At 67.3% G+C, this 15,723-nt stretch carries 12 protein-coding genes; 7 read left to right on the forward strand and 5 right to left on the reverse strand.

The features are described from left to right. The first annotated feature begins 90 nt into the window (after positions 1-90). Complete coding sequence (locus tag J7U46_RS09005) at positions 91-2,559, forward strand: glycoside hydrolase family 3 protein (RefSeq protein WP_282824855.1); 2,469 nt, start codon at positions 91-93, stop codon at positions 2,557-2,559. Here the strand turns inward: J7U46_RS09005 and J7U46_RS09010 are convergent, their stop codons facing one another. Continuing rightward, positions 2,560-2,979 carry a group 1 truncated hemoglobin gene (locus J7U46_RS09010; RefSeq protein ID WP_282824857.1) on the reverse strand — a complete coding sequence of 140 codons (420 nt, stop codon included), beginning with the start codon at positions 2,977-2,979 and terminating at the stop codon, positions 2,560-2,562. It lies immediately after the preceding gene. 17 nt (positions 2,980-2,996) lie between these two features. Continuing rightward, a complete protein-coding gene (locus tag J7U46_RS09015) occupies positions 2,997-3,887 on the reverse strand; it encodes a DUF3034 family protein (protein WP_282824859.1) in 891 nt (296 codons plus the stop codon). Positions 3,888-3,965: 78 nt separating this feature from the next. Here J7U46_RS09015 and J7U46_RS09020 point away from each other — a divergent pair, with 78 nt between their 5' ends. From J7U46_RS09020 to J7U46_RS09045, 6 genes are all read left to right on the forward strand, one after another. After that, a complete protein-coding gene (locus J7U46_RS09020; protein ID WP_282824860.1) occupies positions 3,966-5,048 on the forward strand; it encodes a carbohydrate kinase in 1,083 nt (360 codons plus the stop codon). A gap of 6 nt (positions 5,049-5,054) precedes the next feature. Further along, on the forward strand, positions 5,055-5,963 hold the full coding sequence (locus J7U46_RS09025; RefSeq protein ID WP_282824861.1) for a pseudouridine-5'-phosphate glycosidase: 909 nt from the start codon (positions 5,055-5,057) through the stop codon (positions 5,961-5,963). 128 nt (positions 5,964-6,091) lie between these two features. Beyond that, positions 6,092-7,327, forward strand: a complete 1,236-nt coding sequence (locus J7U46_RS09030) for an efflux RND transporter periplasmic adaptor subunit (RefSeq protein WP_282824862.1) — start codon at positions 6,092-6,094, stop codon at positions 7,325-7,327. Then, a complete protein-coding gene (locus tag J7U46_RS09035) occupies positions 7,324-10,440 on the forward strand; it encodes an efflux RND transporter permease subunit (protein WP_282824864.1) in 3,117 nt (1,038 codons plus the stop codon). Before J7U46_RS09030 ends, J7U46_RS09035 begins: the two co-directional genes overlap by 4 nt. A 114-nt stretch (positions 10,441-10,554) precedes the next feature. After that, on the forward strand, positions 10,555-12,036 hold the full coding sequence (locus J7U46_RS09040) for an amino acid permease (protein WP_282824866.1): 1,482 nt from the start codon (positions 10,555-10,557) through the stop codon (positions 12,034-12,036). Between the two features lie 109 nt (positions 12,037-12,145). Beyond that, complete coding sequence (locus tag J7U46_RS09045; protein ID WP_282824868.1) at positions 12,146-13,582, forward strand: M20/M25/M40 family metallo-hydrolase; 1,437 nt, start codon at positions 12,146-12,148, stop codon at positions 13,580-13,582. A gap of 42 nt (positions 13,583-13,624) precedes the next feature. On the opposite strand, the gene rpe is transcribed toward J7U46_RS09045, so the two are convergent. The 3 genes from rpe to J7U46_RS09060 are packed head-to-tail and all read right to left on the reverse strand — an operon-like array spanning position 13,625 to position 15,705. Then, positions 13,625-14,302 carry a ribulose-phosphate 3-epimerase gene (gene rpe / locus J7U46_RS09050; protein WP_282824870.1) on the reverse strand — a complete coding sequence of 226 codons (678 nt, stop codon included), beginning with the start codon at positions 14,300-14,302 and terminating at the stop codon, positions 13,625-13,627. A 33-nt stretch (positions 14,303-14,335) separates the two neighbouring features. Next, positions 14,336-14,953: a DNA-3-methyladenine glycosylase I gene (locus tag J7U46_RS09055; protein ID WP_282824872.1), complete on the reverse strand. Its 618-nt coding sequence runs from the start codon at positions 14,951-14,953 to the stop codon at positions 14,336-14,338. Beyond that, positions 14,950-15,705, reverse strand: a complete 756-nt coding sequence (locus tag J7U46_RS09060) for a transporter substrate-binding domain-containing protein (protein ID WP_282824874.1) — start codon at positions 15,703-15,705, stop codon at positions 14,950-14,952. The genes J7U46_RS09055 and J7U46_RS09060 overlap by 4 nt, the downstream gene beginning before the upstream one ends. Positions 15,706-15,723 lie beyond the last annotated feature (18 nt).

A 15,723-nucleotide genomic window follows, 5' to 3' on the forward strand; every position in this document is an offset into this window, starting at 1 on the left:
CGGGGTGGCAGCGATGCTAGGGTTAACGTTTCTTTAATGCAATGGGGGGATCGTTAAGAATCCCGGCGACCGCACGACCCGGCCCGCCCCATGCTTTCACGCCTCGCGCTCTCGCTGCTCTTCGTCGCCCTGCCCGCGCTGGCCGCCGAGCCGGTCCGCTGGCCCGCCGTGCAGAGCCCCGTGCAGCGCGACTCGGCACTGGAGGCGCGCATAGACCAGATCCTCGCCGGCATGACGCTGGCGCAGAAGGTCGGCCAGATGACGCAGCCGGAGATCAAGTTCGTCACGCCCGAGCAGGTGCGGCGCTTCTACATAGGCTCGGTGCTGAACGGCGGCGGTGCCTGGCCCGGCAACAACAAGTACGCGGCGCTGCAGGACTGGGTGCAGCTGGCCGAGGCCTATCACCAGGCCTCGATGAGCACGGACATGAAGACGCCCGTGCCGGTGATCTGGGGCACGGACGCGGTCCACGGCCACAACAACGTGCTCGGGGCCACGCTGTTCCCGCACAACATGGCGCTCGGCGCCACGCGCAATCCGGCCCTGGTGGCCGAGATAGGCACAGCCGTGGCGCGCCAGGTGCGCGCCAGCGGCATCCCCTGGACCTTTGCGCCGACGCTGGCCGTCTCGCAGGACCTGCGCTGGGGCCGAGCCTACGAGAGCTACTCGGCCGACCCGGCCGTGGTCGAGCAGCTCGGCGCCGCCTTCGTGCGCGGCCTGCAGGGGCAGCTGGGCAGCGACGACAGCGCGCTGGCCACGGCCAAGCATTTCATCGGCGATGGCGGCACGCACCTCGGCCGCGACCAGGGCCAGACGCGCACCAGCGAGAAGCTCCTGCGTGACCTGCACGGCCGTGGCTACTACGGCGCCCTCGGTGCCGGCGCGCAGACGGTGATGGCCTCGTTCAACAGCTGGTTCGACACGGCCCACAACCAGGACGAAGGCAAGCTGCACGGCCATCGCCACCTGCTGACCACGGCGCTGAAGGAGCAGATGGGCTTCGATGGCCTGGTCGTGTCCGACTGGAACGGCATTGGCCAGGTGGCTGGCTGCAGCGACACACGCTGCGCCCAGGCCATCAATGCCGGCGTCGACCTCGTGATGGTGCCCGAGCATTGGCAGGCCTTCATCCGGGACACCATCGCCCTGGTCGAGCGCGGTGAGATACCGCTGGCTCGCATCGACGATGCCGTGCGCCGCATCCTGCGCGTCAAGCTGCGTGCCGGCTTGTTCGACAAGAGCCCGGCGCAGAACCGGTTCGCCGGCAAGGCCGAGGCGCTGCAAGCCCGGGAGCTGGCGCGCCGCGCGGTGCGCGAATCGCTGGTGCTCTTGAAGAACGAGGGCCAGGTCTTGCCGCTGGGGCGCGATGCGCGCGTGCTGGTGGTCGGCAAGAGCGCCGACAGCCTGGAAAACCAGACCGGCGGCTGGACGCTCAGCTGGCAGGGCACGGGCAACAGGAACAGCGATTTCGCCAACGGCCAGAGCGTGCTGGCCGGGCTGCGCGAGCAGCTGGGCCAGCAGCGTGTGACGTTCAGCATCGATGGCAAGGACGTGCGCGTGGCTGACTTCGATGCGGTGATCGCCGTCATCGGCGAGACGCCCTATGCCGAGGGCGTGGGCGACATCCCGCCCTGGGGCACGCTGCGCCATGCCGACCGCCATCCGGAAGACCTGGCCGCGCTGCAAGCGGTGAGCGGGCAGGGCAAGCCGGTGATCACGGTCTTCATTGCGGGCCGGCCGCTGTTCGTCAATGAGTTGCTGAACCTGTCCGACGCCTTCGTCGCCGCCTGGCTACCCGGCACCGAGGGTGGCGGTGTGGCCGATGTGCTCTTGCAAGGCGGCGCTGGCTTCAAGGGCAAGCTGCCCTTCGCCTGGCCGCGCGAGGCTTGCCCACGTGGGGGCAAGCCCTTGTTCGCCATGGGCTATGGCCTGCACTACGGCCAGAAGATCCGTGTGCCTCAGCTGAGCACCCAGCACCCGGAAGGCGGCTGCGCGGCCAGCAAGGAGCTGATGATCTTCGAGCGCAGCGCCCAGGCTCCCTATGCGCTGATTCTGAACAGCCCGAGCAATCAATGGCCTGAGCTGCGCATCGGCGACGACCTGAACGGCACCTGGACCCGCCCCGATATCGAACTCACGACCACCGACATGCACCAGCAGCAGGATGCCAAGCGCCTGCGCTGGAGCGGCCCGGCCAAGGTGCTGGCCTATGCGCCACAGCGCGTGGACCTGCAGAAGACCTACCGCGATGCGGCCCTGGTGTTCGACCTGCGCGTGGAGCAGGCCGCCACGCAGCCGGTGAGGCTGGCCATGGGCCATGACCAGGGCTTGGACCTCTCGGCACCGCTGGCGCAGACGCCCATGAACAAGCCACGCCGCTTCGTCGTACCGCTGAGCTGCTTCGCGGCGGCCGGCACGGACCTGACCAAGGTCGAGATTCCGTTCGCACTCTCCACCACCGGCGCCTTCACCGCCAGCCTGGCACGCGTCCGCATCGAGGCAGGCGCGGCCAGGCGGCCGGAAGCGATTGCTTGCAGCGCGCTGAAAAGCCCGTACTGATCAGCGCGTGATGATGTCGCGGTGCATGGGCGCCAGCAGGGCCAGCAAGCGGTTCTGCGTGGCGAACGGAATGGCCGCGTCGTCCATGCTCTGCTGCAGCACCTCGACGAGGATGTTGAAGTCCTTCTTGGCGATGCCGAGGTCGGCATGCGAATTCTTCATCTTCGCGCCCTCGTACTTGCAAGGGCCGCCGCTGAGCACACAGACCTGATCGGTCAGCTGCTCGGCCAGGCCCTTGGGATTGGTTTCCTTGAAGAAGTGGCCAATGCGCTCGTCACGCTTCAGGCGGCCGCTGAAGTCGCTCATCAGCTTGGCGATGCCGGGCTTCTCGCCGAGTTCGCGGTAGAGGCTGTCGTCGCCGGCAAAGGCCGAGGCGCCCACCAGCAGGGACAGGGCAATCAGGGTGTTGCGGATGAACATAATGGGTTTCCTCTCGATCAGAACGCCAATTGGGCCGACAGATAGGTCCCGGTCTGGCGTTTGGGGATCACGGCCGGCACGATGCGGCCCAGGTCCACGTAGGCGGCGGTCAGCGAGAAGTGCTTGCTCGGCGCCCAGGCGATGAAGAGGTCTTTCCAGTCTTCCTCGCGCAGGCCGGCGCCGAGGGCGCTGGGGTTGAGCTTGTCGGGCTTGGCGCGGTACTCGAGGCCCACGGCCAGCTGCTTGCTGAAGAGGTAGGCCAGCGAGAACTCCGGCTGCAGGCTGTAGCTCGTGCTGGCCGTGCCGCCGAAGCCCAAGAGGCCCATCTGGTTGGCCTTGGTAGCGCGCAAGGTGGCGTTCACCAGGATGCCCTGGGCCAGGAAGAGCTTGGTGGCGCTGACGTAGAGGTCGGTGCCGTTCTTGCTCGCACCCAGCGACGTGAGCGTGGCCTGCAGGCCACCGGCATCGCCGCCCTTGTGTTCCAGGCCCACGGCGATCTGCGGCATGGCGCTGTCGCTGTCCAGCACGGCATCGCCGGCCACGCGCAGCTTGGCGCCAAAGATGTCCTGCTTGAGCTTGAGCCCGGGCAGGCCCAGCGCCGTGCCGGTGGCGCCGGTGTCAAAACTCTGCTTGGCGAGCGACAGCTCGAGCCGCTCGTCCCAGCTGACGAGGGCGCCGTCGGTCGTCAAGCTGTAGTCCTGCGTCTTGACCCGCGTGGCATGCGCTGTGGCGCCCCACTCCCCGCGTGTGGCATAGCTGCCGATCACGGCCCAGGGCGTGAGGCCGCCGCCGGCCGCGCCTTCAACGCTGGACACGCCACCGGTCAGCAAGAGCTTGCCATCGCCAGCCAGAGCAGGGCCGGCCAGCAGCAAGGCAGTTGCAGCCACCCAGAGATTCTTGGTACGCATGCGTGGTACTCCCTTCAAAGTCGAAGGACAAATGTCCCTAGACAAAAACAATTGTTCATTCCGCGTCACAATCCGCCGATGCCAAGCAAGAAAGAACAGTTGCTGGAGCTGATCCGCAACAATCCCTTCATCAGCCAGCAGGACCTGGCCCAGCAGCTGGGCCTGTCGCGTTCGGCGGTGGCCGGCCATATTGCCGCGCTGACGCGCGAGCGGCAATTGCTGGGCCGGGCCTACATCCTGCCGCAGCGCTCGCCTTTGCTGTGCATAGGCGGGGCCAACATCGACCGCAAGCTGAGCAGCTTGTCACCGATTCGGCCCGGCACCTCGAACCCGGCCCGCCTGGTCAAGGAGAGCCCGGGCGGCGTGGCCCGCAACATCGCCGAGAACCTGGCCCGCCTGGGCCTACCGGTGCAGCTGCTGACGGCCGTGGGCCTGGATGCCACCGGCCAGGGCCTGCTGGCACAGGCCCAAGCGGCGGGCCTCGACACCAGCGGCAGCCTGCAGATCGCCGACGCTGCCACCGGCAGCTACACGGCCGTGCTCGACGCCGACGGCCAGATGCTGGTGGCCCTGGCTCACATGGAACTGGCCGAGCGCTTGAGCCCCGACTTCCTGCGCAGCACAGCGGCCCAGCGCGCCCAGGCGCGGATGCTGATCGCCGACCTCAACCTGCCGGCCGAGAGCCTCGCCCTGCTGCTCGCCGAAGCCCATGCGGCCGGCCAGCCCACGGTGCTGGTGGCCGTGTCTGAACCCAAGATGGACCGCCTGCCCGAGCAGCTGCAGGGCCTGCGCTGCCTGGTGCTCAACCTCGGCGAGCTGGAAGCATTGATCGGCGCCCCCATGAAGAGCGCCACGGCCCGCAACCAGGCCCTGGCGGCCCTGCGAGAACGCGGCCTGCAGGACCTGGTGATCACGCAAGGCCGCGCCGGCCTGCTCTACAGCCGCCCGGACGGCCGCTTCGGCTCGCTGGCCGCGCCCCCTACCGAGGTGCTGGACGTGACCGGCGCCGGTGATGCCTTTGCCGCCGGCCTCTGCCACGGCCTGGACCGCGATCCCGAGGACCTCGAGGCCGCCTGCCACCAAGGCCTGCGCCTCGCGGCCCTCACCCTGCAAACCACGGCGACGGTCCACCCGGACCTCTCGCCCACAACCCTGGACTGAACAAGCATGCAGCACTATTTCGAATACTCGGCCGAAGTGACGGCCGCCCGCGCCGCCGGCAAGCCCCTGGTGGCGCTGGAGTCCACCATCATTTCCCATGGCATGCCCTATCCGCAGAACGTGGAAACGGCGTGCGAGGTGGAGGCCATCATCCGCGCCGAGGGCGCCGTGCCGGCCACCATTGCGGTGATGGGCGGCAAGATCCGCGTCGGCCTCTCCAGCGAGGAGCTGGACCTGCTCGGCCGCAGCAGCGACGCGCTGAAGCTGAGCCGCCGCGACCTGCCTTACGCCATCACGAGCGGCAAGGTCGGCGCCACGACCGTGGCCGCCACCATGATCTGCGCCCAGCTGGCCGGCATCTGTGTCTTCGTCACCGGTGGCATAGGCGGCGTGCATCGCGGCGCCCCGGAGACCTTCGACATCTCGGCCGACCTGCAGGAGCTGGCCAAGACCTCGGTGGCCGTGGTCTGCGCCGGCGCCAAGAGCATCCTCGACATCGCGCTGACGCTGGAATACCTGGAGACGCAGGGCGTGCCCGTGGTCTCGGTGGGGCAAGACAACTTCGCCGCCTTCTACACGCCGGACAGCGGCTTCAAGGCCGATTTCCGGCTCGACACGGCGGCCGAGCAGGCAGCCTTTCTGCGCGCCAAATGGGGCCTCGGCCTCGCTGGCGGCGTGGTGCTGAGCAACCCGGTGCCGGCGAGTGAGGCCATGCAGCGCGCCGAGATCGATGCGATCACCGTCCAAGCCCTGCAGGAGGCAGCCGCCCAGGGCATCACCGGCAAGGCGGTCACGCCCTTCCTGCTGGCCCGCATCAAGGCGCTGACCGGCGGCCGCAGCCTGGCCACCAACATCGCCCTGGTGAAGAACAATGCGCGGGTCGGTGCGCAACTCGCCCTGGCCCTGCAAGGCTGAGAGCGGCTTGTCGTCAAATGCCAGGCCGAATGTCCCCGCGCTTCACCGGCGCGAAACATTCAGCCTGGGAGGCACACTTAAGCTCCCGGCCCTGATTCCAAGCCCTCGTTGAGAAGAAAGCCCTCCGCATGCGCAGCAAGCCTCTTGCCCTGACCCTGGTCGTGATTGCCCTGGCGGGCGCGGGATGGTGGTGGAAGGGGCGGGGAGCCAGCAATGGCGAGGCGGCCGCAGCCGCCAGCGCGCCGGCCTCGGGCGCCTCTGCAGCGGCACGCGGCGGCCCGCAATTGGTGGGCGTCTGGAAGGCGCAGCAGCAGGACGTGCCTGTCAGCATCGAGGCCAGCGGCACCGTCGTGGCCCTGGCCACCGTCGATCTGCGCGCCCAGACCACCAGCACCGTGCGCGAGCTCTTGATCAAGGACGGCGACATGGTGCGCAAGGGCCAGCCACTGTTCCGCTTCGATGACCGCGCCGACCGCGCCAACCTGGACAAGGCCCGCGCCCAGCTGGCCCGCGACCGAGCCAGCCTGGCCGACTTCGAGCGCCAGCTCAAGCGCGCGGAGGAGCTGAAGGCCCAGGGCTTCGTGGCCCAGAACGCGGTCGACACGGCGCTCTCCAATGTGGAGGCCCAGCGCGCCCTGGTGCAGTCCGACGAGGCCGCCGTGCAGGCCGCCCAGGTCCTGCTCTCCTACAACGAGGTGCGCGCGCCCTTCGCCGGCCGCGCCGGCCAGCTGAACGTGGTGCCCGGCACCCTGGTGCAGGCCAATGCCACGGCCCTGCCCCTGGTCAGCATCGCGCAGCTGCATCCGATTGGCGTCGGCTTCGTCGTGCCTGAAACCCAGCTCGCGGCCGTGCTGGCCGCCACGCGCGGCAGCAAGGCCGAGGGGCTGGAAGCGCAGGTGATCATGCCCGGCAGCCGCCCCGGCAAGGACGCCGAGCCCATCAAGGGCCGCGTCACCTTCGTCGACAACCTGGTCGATGCCAACACCGGCACCCTGAAGCTCAAGGCCGAGTTCGGGAACGACAAGCAGGCCCTGTGGCCCGGCCAGTACGTGCGCGTGCGCATGGTGCTGCGCACCTTGAAGGACGCCGTGGTCGTGCCGCAGGCCGCCATCATCCAGCGCGGCAACGAGCGCTCGGTCTATGTGGTGGGCGCCGACCAGACCGCCGTGCAGAAGACGGTGCAGGCCCGCTACCCGTTCGGCGAGCTGGTCGTGGTTGAGGGCGTGGCGCCGGGCGAGCAGGTGGTGCTGGACGGCAAACAGAACCTGCGGCCGGGCGTGCCCTTGAAGCTGCAGCCCGCGTCACTGAATCCGGCAGCACCGGCGCGCAAGGCTTCTGAAGCCGCTTCGGGTGCCTCCAAATGAACTGGACTGAATTGTTCATCCGGCGGCCGGTGATGACCGTGCTGCTGAACATCTCGGTGGTGATCGCCGGCCTGGCGGCCTGGAGCAAGATCCCGGTCGCCGCCCTGCCCAGCTACAACACGCCGGTCATCAATGTGCAGGCCAGCCTGCCGGGCGCCTCGCCCGAGACCATGGCCTCGTCCGTCGCGCTACCGCTGGAGAAGCAGTTCTCCACCATTGCCGGCCTGACCACGATCTCGTCCAGCTCGGGCCTAGGCTCCACCAACCTCACGCTGGAGTTCGACCCCTCGCGGAACATTGATGCTGCTGCAGTCGACGTGCAGGCCGCGCTGTTCCGCAGCTTGCGCGCCCTGCCGGTGGAGATGACCTCGCCGCCCAGCTACCGCAAGGTCAACCCGGCCGATGCGCCGGTGCTGCTGGTGGCGCTGACCTCGCCCTCGATCAACATCACCGAGCTGAATGATTTCGCCGAGAACCTGATCACGCCGGCGCTCTCCACCATCGACGGCGTGGCCCAGGTCTCGATCTTTGGCCAGAAGCGCTATGCCGTGCGCATCAAGGTGCGCAACGACCTGCTGGCGCAGCGAAACATCACGCTGGAAGAGCTGCAGACGGCGATCCGCAGCGCCAATGCCAACACGCCGGTGGGCGTGCTGGACGGCAACCGCCAGACCCTCACCATCCAGGCCAACAAACAGCTGAAGAGCGCCCGCGAGTTCGGCGCCCTCGTCGTGGGTACGCGCAATGGCGCGCCGGTCTTCCTGCGTGACGTGGCCGACGTCCAGGACAGCTTCGAGACCACCAAGTCCTTCAGCAATTTCAACGGCGAGCGCTCCATCGTGCTGGCCGTGCAGCGCCAGCCGGACGCCAACACGGTCAAGGTGGTCGATGCCGTCAAGGCCATGCTGCCGCGCTTCCAGGCCCAGCTGCCGGACTCGGTGCAGATGAGCACGCTGAACGACCGCTCGGTCTCGGTGCGCGAGTCCCTGCACGACGTGTACCTCACGCTGGCCCTGACCGTGGGCCTCGTGGTGATGGTGATCTTCATCTTCCTGCGCCGCGCGGCCGCCACCCTGATCCCGGCGCTGTCGCTGCCGATCTCGCTGATCGGTGCGCTGACCCTGCTGTTCGCCCTGGGCTACAGCCTGGACAACATCTCGCTCCTGGGCATCACCCTCGCCGTGGGCCTGGTGGTGGACGACGCCATCGTGATGCTGGAGAACATCTACCGCCACATCGAGGACGGCGCCAAGCCCTTCGAGGCGGCCGTGCGCGGCGCGCGCGAGATGACCTTCACCATCCTGTCGATCTCGATCTCGCTGGTGGCGGTCTTGATCCCGATCTTCTTCATGCCGGGCGTGATCGGCCTCCTGTTCCACGAGTTCGCGGTGGTGGTCTCGCTGTCCATCCTCGTGTCGGCCATGGTCTCGCTGACCCTCGTGCCCATGCTGTGCAGCCGCTACCTGAAGCCGCACCACGACACGGAAGAAAGCAAGCTCGGCCAGTGGTTCGAGCGCGGCTTCAAGGCCACGCAGAACGCCTATGCCCGCTCGCTCGATTGGGCGCTCGCGCGGCGCGGCTGGGTCTACGGCGTCGCCCTGCTGAGCTTCGTGGCCACGATCTGGATGTACATGGCCATCCCCAAGGGCTTTTTTCCCGAGGAAGACATAGGCCAGATCCAGGCCAGCACCGAGGCCAGCGAAGACACCTCCTTCAACACCATGACCGTGCTGCAGGAGCAGGCGGCGGCCATCGTCAAGAACAACCCGGCGGTGCTGAGCGTCTCGGCCGCCGTCGGCGGCGGGCCCAACGCCACCGGCGCCACCAACACCGGCCGCATGTTCATCAACCTGAAGCCGCGCAAGGAGCGGCCGCCGATGGTGAAGGTGCTGGAAAGCCTGCGCAAGGACCTGCGCGCCGTGCCGGGCCTGCAAGTCTTCCTGCGGCCCGTCCAGAACCTGCAGCTGGGTGGCCGCCAGAGCAAGAGCCGCTACCAGTTCACCTTGCAGTCGGTCGCGGCGGGCGAGCTGAGCACCTGGTCGCAGAAGCTGCAGGCCAAGCTGCGCGAGGACAGCAAGATCTTCCGCGACGTGACCAGCGACTCGCAGCTGCGCGGCCTGCAGGCCAACCTCGTCATCGACCGCGAGCGCGCCAACCTGCTGGGCGTGCAGATGCAGGACCTGCGCTCGATGCTTTACGACGCCTTCGGTGAGCGCCAGGTGTCCAGCATCTTTGCGGAGAGCAACACCTACCAGGTGATCATGGAGGCCAGCGACGCCGACCGCATGGGCGAGGACGCCTTCGACAAGATCTACCTGCGCAGCAAGAACGGCTCGCTGGTACCGCTGACCGCCTTTGCCACCGTGCAGCGCGGCCTGGGGCCCACTTCGGTCAATCACCAGGGCCAGTTGCAGGCCATCACGCTCTCGTTCAACCTGGCGCCTGACATGCCGCTGGGCGAAGCAACGAAGGCGATCTCTGCCTACACCAAAGAGATCGGCCTTCCCGGGTCCATCATCACCAGCTACGGCGGTGATGCGGCGGTGTTCCAGGACTCGCAGTCGGGCCAGCTCTTGCTGATCGGCCTGGCGTTGGCGGTGATCTATGTGCTGCTCGGCGTGCTCTACGAGAGCTACATCCACCCAATCACCATCCTCGCGGGCCTGCCCTCGGCGGCGGTGGGAGCGCTGATCACGCTGCAGCTGTTTGGCATGGACCTGACCATCATCGCGACCATCGGCATCGTGATGCTGATCGGCATCGTCAAGAAGAACGCGATCATGATGATCGACTTCGCCCTCGATGCGCAGCGCAATGGCGGCATGACGCCCGATGCCGCGATCCGCGAGGCCTGCATCCTGCGCTTCCGGCCCATCATGATGACCACGCTGGCCGCGCTGATGGGCGCCCTGCCCATCGCCCTCGGCCTCGGTGCCGGCGCCGAGCTGCGCCAGCCGCTGGGCCTCGCGGTGGTGGGCGGCCTGATCCTGTCGCAGGCGGTGACGCTGTACATCACGCCGGTGATCTACCTGGCGCTCGATCGCTGGAGCGGCAAGGGGCCGGACACGCGCGAGGTGGCCCATGTGGCCATGACGGCACACGCCGCCGATTGACGCAGCCGCAAACAAGCGACCCGAAAGGGAAACACCGATTCGAGCCGGGCCGCCTCTTCGTTACAGTGGCGGCCCGGCCCGCTTTGGGCGAAAGCATTCTCTAGAAGGCCCTCGATGGACGCCATTCCCCACCAAGACCTGAAGCGCGGCATCGGCGCGCGGCAGCTGAGCATGATTGCCATCGGCGGCGCCATCGGCACCGGCCTGTTCCTGGCCAGCGGCGGCGCCATCGCCCAGGCCGGCCCCGGCGGCGCCATGCTGGCCTACGCCATCATGGGCGCGGCGGTGTTCTGCATGATGCAATCGCTCGGCGAGATGGCCACGCAGCTGCCCATCGCCGGCTCCTTCGAGGCCTATGCCGAGCGCTTCGTCGACCCGTCGCTCGGCTTTGCCTTCGGCTGGAACTACTGGTTCAGCTGGTCGATCACGCTGGCGGCCGAGTTCGTGGCCGGGGCCCTGATCGTCAAGTTCTGGTTCCCCGACAGCAACCCGACCTACTGGGCTATGGGCTTCTTCGTGCTGCTGATGGGGCTGAACCTGCTGTCGGTGAAGGCCTATGCCGAGGCCGAGTACTGGTTCGCCAGCATCAAGGTGACCACGGTCATCATCTTCCTCTTCGTCGGCCTCTTGATGATCTTCGGCCTGCTCGGCAACCAGGAGTCGATCGGCTTCAAGAACTGGGGCCTCGTGGACGCCGCCAGCGGCAAGAGCGCGCCCTTCGTGGGGGGCCTCGCGGCCATCCTCGGCGTGTTCCTGGTGGCGGGCTTCTCCTTCCAGGGCACCGAGGGCGTGGGCCTCGCAGCGGCCGAGACCGAGAACCCCGAGAAGAACGTGCCCAAGGCCATCCACTCGGTGTTCTGGCGCATCCTGCTGTTCTACATCGGCGCCATGGCCATCATCGGCTTCCTGATCCCCTTCACCGACCCCAACCTGCTGCGCAGCGGCGAGGAGAACGTGGCCTATTCGCCGTTCACGCTGGTGTTCTCGCACCTGCCCAAGATCGGCTTCTACGCGGCCAACCTGATGAACTTCGTGATCCTGTCGGCTGTGCTGTCGGCCGGCAATTCATCGCTCTACGTGTCCTCGCGCATGCTCTATGCGATGGCCCACAGCCGCAAAGCGCCCAAGCTGTTCGGCAAGGTCAATGCGCGCGGCGTGCCGGTGGCGGCCGTCTGGGCCACCGGCCTCGTCGGCGCCCTGGCCTTCCTGGCCAGCGAGATCGGTGCCACCAAGATCTACCAGCTGCTCTACAACGCCTCGGGCCTCACGGGCTTCCTGATCTGGCTCGGCATCGCCATCTGCCACCTGCGCTTCCGCAAGGCCTGGGTGGCCCAGGGCCGGCCCTTGAGCGACCTGAAGTTCAAGGCCATGTTCTACCCCTGGGGCCCCTGGGCGGCCGTGGTGCTGTTCCTGATCGTGCTGTTCGGCGCCAATGCCTCGCTGTTCCAGGCCGACCCGTTCAGCTGGTTCGACGTCATCAGCAACTACCTGCCCATCCCGGCCTTCGTGGCGCTCTACCTGGGCCACAAATGGATCAACAAGACCCGGGTTGTACCGCTGAAGGACTGCGACTTCGAGATGAAGCAGGACGATTGAAGGAAGACGATTCCACCCTCAACGAGGAGCATCGATGATGAGACTGCACCCTGTACTGCCCGCAGCGCTTGCCGCCCTGGTCGTTTCGCTGCCAGTGCACGCCCAGACCTTGAACCGCGAGCAACTCGAGAAGGCGGTGACCGCGAGGCACGACCTCACGGTCAAGGCCTTGCAGGACTGGATCGCGCTGCCCACCATTGCCGCCGAGGGCCGCAACGTGGCCGAGGGTGCGGAATACATGCGCCGACTGGCGCTCGATGCCGGATTCCAGCAGGCCCGGATCGTTCCCTCGGGCGGTGTGCCCGGCGTCTTTGCGACGCTCGACGCCGGCGCGCCGGTGACGCTCGGCATCTATTTCATGTACGACGTCAAGCAGTTCGACCCGGCCGAATGGAGCTCACCGCCGCTCGAAGGCCGGCTGGTCGAGCGGCGTGGCGAAGGCACGGCCCTGATGGGGCGCGGCGCCATCAATCAGAAGGGGCCGGAAATGGCCTTCCTGGCCGCGCTGCACGCGTTCAAGGCGAGCGGGCGCAAGCTGCCGGTCAATCTGGTGCTGGTGGCGGAAGGCGAAGAGGAGATCGCCTCGCCAAACTTCCCCACCATCGTCGCCGACCCGGAGGTCGCCGCTGCGCTCAAGAAGACGGTGGGCGTGTTCATTCCGACGTCCAGCCAGGACGCGCAGGGCAATGCTGGCATCACGCTGGGCGCCAAGGGGGCGGTCGAGTTCCAGCTGATCGTCGGCGGTGAGACGAGCGACAAATATCCGAAATCCGATGTCCACTCGAGCAATCACGCGCGAATCGAGAGCCCGGCCTGGCGCCTGGTGAAGGCGCTCGACACGCTGGTCGCTGCCGACGGCCACACCCCGGCGATCGACGGGTGGTTCGAGAACGTCCAGCCGCTCACGCCGCGGCAGAAAGAGCTGATCGCGCAACGCGTCGCTTCGACGAATGAAGCGGAGGTCAAGAAGGCCCTGGGCGTGGGTCGATGGATAGGCAACGAGGACTACCTGACCAGCTCGTACCGCTTCCTCTCGCAGCCGACCGTCAACATCCAGGGCCTGGTCAGCGGCTATACCGGGGTGGGGGGCAAGACCGTGCTGCCCGGCCGCGCCGAGGCCAAGCTCGAGTTCCGCCTGGTGCCGAACATGACCAAGGACGAGGTGGTCACCAAGCTCAAGGCACACCTGGCCAAGCGTGGTTTCGACGATGTGAAGGTCGTGGTGAGCGGCGGCTATGGCCCCAACCAGACCGACGAGAACAGCGCCTTCATCCAGGCGCAGAAACGTGTGTTCGATCGGGCCGGAATCAAGTACACGCTGAGCCCCCGCAACGCCGGCAGCTGGCCCGGCGTCGTGTTCAACGGCGCGCCGCTCAACCTGCCGACCGGCCAGTTCGGCATCGGTCGCGGCAACGGGGCGCATGCGCCCAACGAATGGTTCCTGATCACCTCGACCAATCCCAAGGTCGCCGGCCTCGACGAGGCGACGATGCTCTACGTCGACTATCTCTACGAGATCGCGAAGCTGGGCGGCAGCGGGCGCTAGGTCGTCGGGCCGTCAGCGGGGCGCGGCGGGCGGGTCAGACGCTCAGCGCGCCAGCTCGGCCCGCATCTGGTCGATCACCGCCTTGTAGTCGCCCTTGCCGAAGATGGCCGAGCCGGCCACGAAGGTGTCAGCGCCGGCATCGGCGATTCTCCGGATGTTGTCGACCTTGACGCCGCCGTCGATCTCCAGGCGGATGTCGCGGCCGCTCTTGTCGATGATCTTGCGCGCCTGTTCCAGCTTCTTCAGTGCGGAGGGGATGAAGCTCTGGCCGCCAAAGCCGGGGTTGACGCTCATGATCAGGACCAGGTCGACCTTGTCGATCACCCACTCCAGCACGTCCAGCGACGTGGCCGGGTTGAACACGAGGCCCGCCTGTTTGCCCTCGGCCTTGATCAACTGCAGCGTGCGGTCCACGTGGGCGCTCGCTTCAGGGTGGAAGCTCACCAGGTCGGCGCCGGCCTTGCAGAAGGCCTGGGCCAGGCTGTCGACCGGCTGCACCATCAGGTGCACGTCGATGGGCGCCGGCGTGCCGTCGGGCTTGACCGAGTGCTTGCGCAAAGCCTCGCAAATCATCGGCCCGAAGGTCAGGTTGGGCACGTAATGGTTGTCCATCACGTCGAAGTGGATCCAGTCGGCACCGGCCGCCAGCACGTTGCGAACCTCCTCGCCCAGGCGGGCAAAGTCGGCGGAGAGGATGCTGGGGGCGATGCGGTGGCTCATGGCGGGCTCGGACAGGGAAGTGAGCCCGCGATTTTAGGGGCGCTTGAATTTGCGCAAAGCGGCCTCGACCTTTGCGCGGGAATGGCAGCCTTCCGCATGGTCGTTCACCATGCCCATCGATTGCATGAAGGCATGCATGGTCGTGGGCCCGACGAACTTCCAGCCGCGCTTCTTCAAATCCTTGGACAAGGCCTTGGAAGCCGCCGTCTCGGTCTGGCCGAGAACGTCGGGCGTCGCTGCCGGCTCGAAGCGCCACAGGTAGCGGGCCAATGAGCCCTCTTGCTCGATCAGCTCCAGCGCCCGCTGCGCGTTGTTGATGGCCGCCTCGATCTTGCCGCGATGGCGCACGATGCCGGCGTCCTGCAGCAAGCGCTCCACGTCGACCTCGGTGAAGCGCGCCACCTGCTTGAAATCGAAGCCGGCGAAGGCCTTTCGGAAGGCCTCGCGCTTGGCGAGGATGGTGCGCCACGAGAGGCCCGATTGGAAACCCTCCAGACACAGCTTCTCGAACAGCCGTTTGTCCTCGTCGACCGGGAAGCCCCATTCCTGATCGTGATAGTCGATGTAGGGCGGCCAGTCGGCACCGGCGGCGCACCAGCGGCAGCGCGGGGGGCCGCCGGGAGCGAGGTAGAGCTTGCTGTCTTCGGTCATCGGTATTTGTCGCTGATGGCTTTCAAGCGCCCCTCGCGCTCCAGCTTCTGCAGCGCTTGCAAGAGGCGCTGTTCCACGGCGGCCGGAACTTTGCGATGGACGGCCAGGTATTGCTGGTCGGTCTGGAACACGGTGGCGGCGATGCGCAGCTTGTCGCCGAGGCCGGACTCTCGCATGTTTCGCAGCAGGTTCAGGTCCTGGCCGTAGACATGGTCGGTGCGCCCCAGGTTCAGCATCTGCAGGGCTTCGTAATCCGAGGCGGCCTCGGTCACGGCCACGCCGGCCTTCTGCAAGCCTGCCGCCAGCACGGTGCCGCGCGTCACCACCACCGGCTTGCGGCGGCTGGCCTGCACCAGGTCGGCCAGGTCACGCGGCTCGGGCTCATCGCCCTGGCGCATGGCCACTGCATGCTGGATGCGGTACAGCGGCACCGGCACGTAGCGCCATTGCTTCTCGCGCTCGGGCGACTTGAGCAGGCAGAAGAACACGTCGATCTCGCCCTGGCCGAGCATGATCTCAACGCGTCGCAGCGGCGCCTGTTTGTCCGTGCCGCTGAAGCGCAGACCCGGGTCGATCTGCTCGACGGCCCGCAGGATCTCCATGCAGATGCCGGGGCGCTCGGCATTGCCGGGCGAATACTTGGCCAGCGAATTGCTTTGCTGCACGGTGCGCAAGACCTGGCCCTGGGCCATGAGCGGGCACAGGCAGGCGAGCAGGAGCAGGAGAGGTCGGTACAGCACAAGCGGCAGCATACCGGGCCCATCATGCCT

Source organism: Pelomonas sp. V22 (genome assembly GCF_030014915.1).
Taxonomy (GTDB): domain Bacteria; phylum Pseudomonadota; class Gammaproteobacteria; order Burkholderiales; family Burkholderiaceae_C; genus JAUASW01.